General features: G+C 60.9%; 5 protein-coding genes. 2 read left to right on the plus strand and 3 right to left on the minus strand.

What is annotated here, in order from left to right; all coding sequences use genetic code 11:
- Positions 1 to 509: thioredoxin (gene trxA, locus BGIM_RS67515; protein ID WP_238537804.1), on the plus strand; the 509-nt coding region annotated here is incomplete at its 5' end.
- A gap of 30 nt (positions 510 to 539) precedes the next feature.
- On the opposite strand, the gene BGIM_RS0138150 is transcribed toward trxA, so the two are convergent.
- The 3 genes from BGIM_RS0138150 to BGIM_RS0138160 form a co-directional block, all read right to left on the minus strand.
- A complete protein-coding gene (locus BGIM_RS0138150; RefSeq protein ID WP_020474874.1) occupies positions 540 to 1,190 on the minus strand; it encodes a response regulator in 651 nt (216 codons plus the stop codon).
- A gap of 663 nt (positions 1,191 to 1,853) precedes the next feature.
- Positions 1,854 to 2,300: a hypothetical protein gene (locus tag BGIM_RS54660; RefSeq protein ID WP_020474876.1), complete on the minus strand. Its 447-nt coding sequence runs from the start codon at positions 2,298 to 2,300 to the stop codon at positions 1,854 to 1,856.
- 238 nt (positions 2,301 to 2,538) lie between these two features.
- Complete coding sequence (locus tag BGIM_RS0138160; RefSeq protein WP_020474877.1) at positions 2,539 to 3,594, minus strand: tudor domain-containing protein; 1,056 nt, start codon at positions 3,592 to 3,594, stop codon at positions 2,539 to 2,541.
- A 442-nt stretch (positions 3,595 to 4,036) separates the two neighbouring features.
- Between BGIM_RS0138160 and BGIM_RS65240 the strand changes: the two genes are divergently transcribed.
- The coding region (locus tag BGIM_RS65240; RefSeq protein WP_040891543.1) for a hypothetical protein at positions 4,037 to 4,341 on the plus strand (305 nt) is incomplete at its 3' end.

The following is a 4,341-nucleotide window of genomic DNA, read 5'->3' on the forward strand; positions in this document are numbered from 1 at the left end:
GACCTTCAAAACCACAAAAAAGCCCAACTTCAAAACTCACGCTTCAGGTTCGGACGATCACCGACACGCCACATGAATCCCCGGTCAAAAGAAACCATCCAACTCCGGCCATGTGCTTGAAGCCGGTCTCGGCGACCCAAGACATGGCGCCCGACGAGGGGCTATCAATAGAAGCAAGAAGCATTCATCAGGAGTTGACGATCATGTTGCTGCATGAGTTCAACTGGAAAAAGGAAGTGGTTCAATCGGCCGAACCGGTCTTGGTTGATTTCTGGGCCGAGTGGTGCGGGCCATGCCGGTCGATGAACCCGGTGTTGGAGTCGCTGGCGCGGGATTACAAGGTGTGCAAGGTGAACGTGGACCGCAATCAGGAACTGTCGTCCGCGTGCGGGGTCTCCTCCATTCCCGCCCTGCTCATCATCAAATCGGGGAAGGTGGTTGCCCGGCATGTCGGCGTCATGCCGGAGGCCGCGCTGCGCGGGGAATTGGAGAAGGCCGCCCGGTCGTGATCGTTGGATCAGGCGGCCGGGAACACCGGGTCAGAGATCCTTCAGCCAGCCCCGCTGATTGGCATGACGGACGATGTCCACCCGGCTGTGCATGCCGAGCTTTTCCATCGAACGGGCCTTGTAGGTCTCCACTGTCTTCACGCTCAGCCGCAGTTTCGCGGCCACTTCCTTGTTGCTGTATCCTTGGGCCACGAAACGGAGAACTTCTGTCTCCCGCTCGCTCAACACAACCCCCGCCATCTCGGCCGGGGAGATCGTTGGCCGCACAATGGTGTTGACCACTTGAGTGGTGACGGCCGGGTCCAGATAAGTGCCCCCGGAGGCAACCGCCCGGATGGCTTGCACCAGTTCGGTCGTCGCCCCTCGTTTGAGCACATACCCGCTACCGCCGGCCATCAGCAATTGCCGGAGGTATCCCTCTTCCTCATGGACCGTCAATATCAGCACTTTGCGGTTGTGGCAGGCTTCCCGCAGGCGGGTCGTCACCTGGACGCCGTTCAGGCCGGGCATCGACATGTCCACGACCACCAAATCCGGGTCCAGTTCCTCGCACTTCTCCACCGCTTCCACACCATCCGCCGCGTCGATCACTTCCATGTCGGGTTGGGCGTTAATGAGGGATTTCAACCCCTCCCGCACAACGGCACGATCGTCAGTCAGCAAAATTCGGATGTTCTTCATGGTTCGGTTCCTCGGACAGAGGAAGGCGAGGGTTGATTGGGTGGGAAATCCCCCACGAGAACGCTCTGGGGAATTTCTCAAAATCATCAACTGTTTGCGGTCATTCAAACAGCAAGTGCAATATTGCAAACGCAATGCCAATCCCAATCCCTGTCGGGGAATATCCTGACAATTTTCGCCATCATCAAAAAGACGCCCATTTCTTCGCCATGTCAGGATATTCCTCTCAGTGATTGACGTTCTTCCTCTCGTGATTTGGCATTCCATTGCTCAGAATAATCCTCATTCCCTCCAGACCGAGCATGACGGATAAGATCGGTTGCCAACAGTTCTGATTCGACCTGCGATCGCGGTGGTCGATACAGGGGGCGATCTTTCGCATCGCCTCTCCGAGCGGAGCCTCCCATGAGCAAGCGACCACGGATTGTTCTCGCCGAGCCCAAAGCGGCGGGGAAGGCTGCGGCAGCGAGTTTATCGTGCGCCTGCCCCGGTGCGCGGAGTAACTTCTTGGCACAAGGTTTTGAAGTGGCGCTTGTTGGGGTTTGGTTTTTTTGCGGGCTCCGGCCGCGAGAAAACCCAAACCCCAACAAAGCGCCACTTCAAAAGCCCGGCCGGGGCCGCAGAAGAATTGAGGCGTCCGAGATTTCAACCCATCGTTAGTGATTAAGGCGATCCGGCATCGTCTCCTCCGGACCGCTGCTCGCCCGCCCGGACAACGCTCGTCGGCAAGCCGGAAAGCGGGTCTCGTTCGCCGGTGAATCCTTCGCCGTAGACCGATTCGATGACACGGATCGAGCCGATGATGCGGGCGTTAAATTCGGCCAATTCTTCGGACGGAACCCACAATTCGCGGAAGGCCGGGCCGCCGCCCAGTTGTTGGACCGGGTAACGGCGGACGAAATCGTCGTCGATGTCAAACTCCGTGACGAATCCGCAATGCCCGGCCTCCGATTCCTTGCTGTTCCATGATGTCACGATGGAGCGGGCATATTCGCGCGTCACCACCGGATAAAAGATCGGCTGGGCGGGCAACCGGGGCGGATACTCCCGATAGCCCGACCCGGCGATCAACTCCATTTCCCGCAACCCCACCGGCCGAAACAACAACATTTGAAAATCCTCCCGAGGCCGGCCTTATACCGAATCGCATTGATGACCAACCAAGGCGAAGAAGCCGCCCGGCCCTCACGGACCGGTCTGGGTTAATCGGCCTTTCAGGCCGGGCGTTTTGATGGGAACAATCGTACATTCCGACTGTTGGGGGGTGAAATCACATGCCCGCCGACAGCCCCGGTCTGAAAGACCGCCTAACCCAGACCGGTCCGTGAGGGCCGGGCGGGGGGCGGCCTTATTTGTCAGGGACCAAGCCGATGTCGGTTCGCCGGACGCGCTTGCCGCCTTTGTACTTTGTGTCCTGATACCACGCCAAACCGGTTTGGGCCAAATCCCAGAAGAAGTGGCCGATGCCGGGGGCCGAGAGCGCCCAGCCTTCGCCATCGTCTTTGTCCCAGCGCAGATAGATGCGGGCGTCTTCTTCGCCGTCGTCGAAGACGGCGGCCCACTCATGGTCCCCCTGATGCGGAATCATGATGATGAGGGCGAAGTCGCCGTTTAGCTCCTGCTTCCGCATGTCGCGCCGGAGCGGCCATGCTTTTAACTGGAATTCCACCAGCGCGGGATTGTTCGAGTGGCATTCCGCCACCGCGTCCCGGACGCCGGCGAGGCTCAGCAGTGTTGTCAGCGTCTTCGGCAATCGGACGGCGTGCTTCTCCTCCAGTTTGCGGAGGAAGGCAACGTTCGTTTTGTCGGTCCGGTCGGCCGAAAGCCCGAGGGCGGCGAAGGCGTCGTCCAGCGTCACCGGCCGGGGGAGTTCGGACGGGTCGCGGCCCCCCATTCGCAACTGGTTCCAATACAGCTTGTGGCAAGGCCGGGGCCGGTCCGGGTCGGCCATCTCTTCGCAAAGCTTCGCGGAAACGCCCAATTGCAGGAACAATCGGCGTGTCTCGTCCTCGTCGAGAACACGGGCCGCCGTCTCCCCTTCGGGCACGGCGAATCGCGCCCGGACGCCCCGGTCCCAGAGCTTGTTCGCCGTGTCCGCGTCGAGTTGAAAACCAAGCGTGACGAGCGCGGCCGGGAAACCGGACCGGCCCAACGAGCGGCCGTCCGGGCTGATTCGGGCGAAGATCGGCGCCCACCGGCGTTCTTCGTCAAACGAGATTTCCGAGGGCGTGACCCCGTTCCAATACGGCATGATGACAAGGTCTTTTTCGTCGAATTCGATCTTGAACGTGCCGTCCTCGTTGATGCCGCGAATCGTCGCCGGCGCCCAGCGCCCGCCGGGTCCGGCCACGCAGCGCGAGCCTACAAACGGCCCTTGTGTCGGATGAGTGTCTGTGTCTGTCATGCGAGTTCCCTCCTTCGGGCCGCCATCACGGCGATGCCCCGATCAACCACGACACGACATCCGGCCCGCAGGTGATCGGTTTTTGCGACCTGCCGGAAGCGCCTGCCCGGCATCGCCGCGAGTTCATGTAAGAAGTCGTGGCATAAGCATCTATGGCAGAGTTCCGCAAGGTGTGGCGGTTTAAAGGCAAATGTCCGCAGAGACTACCGTCTTTACGTCCGGCAGGATTCCGCCCTGACAATCCTTGGAAGGATGATCGGTAGAGGTTGTCAGCCCGTCGGGGGACCGCCGGACCACCGGGAGTCGCGGTACCCTCGCTCGCGCGTTTTGAAGTTGCGCTTTTTGCTGAGGAGAGTGGGCCGGGATAGAAAAACGAGACTCCCCCGGCCGGATCGGTTGGGCCGTGAGGCCGGGTGATCACCAACCGGAAGGAGTCTCGGTCATGATTGTGCAAGAAGGACTCCCCGGAATCAAACAGTTTCTTCGTCCGGCCGGCCTGAGTCCCCGGGCGCTCGGCCTGGTGATTCGTTGCGTGGCGGCGTTTTGTTTGCATTGGGGGCGCATGAGCGCCTCGCAAGCCTCGGGGTCGGTGGCCTCGGAGCCGCGTCATCGCGCCCAGATCAGCCGGTTTCTCGGCCGCAAGGGCCTTCGCCAACGGCCGCCGCTGGCTCTGGTGCGGGACCGGATGCTGGCGTTGGAGCCGGCGGGGGGCCGCTTCGTGTTCATCATCGACCAGACGCTGTGCAG

The sequence above is a fragment of the Zavarzinella formosa DSM 19928 genome (assembly GCF_000255705.1).
Classification (GTDB): Bacteria; Planctomycetota; Planctomycetia; order Gemmatales; family Gemmataceae; genus Zavarzinella; species Zavarzinella formosa.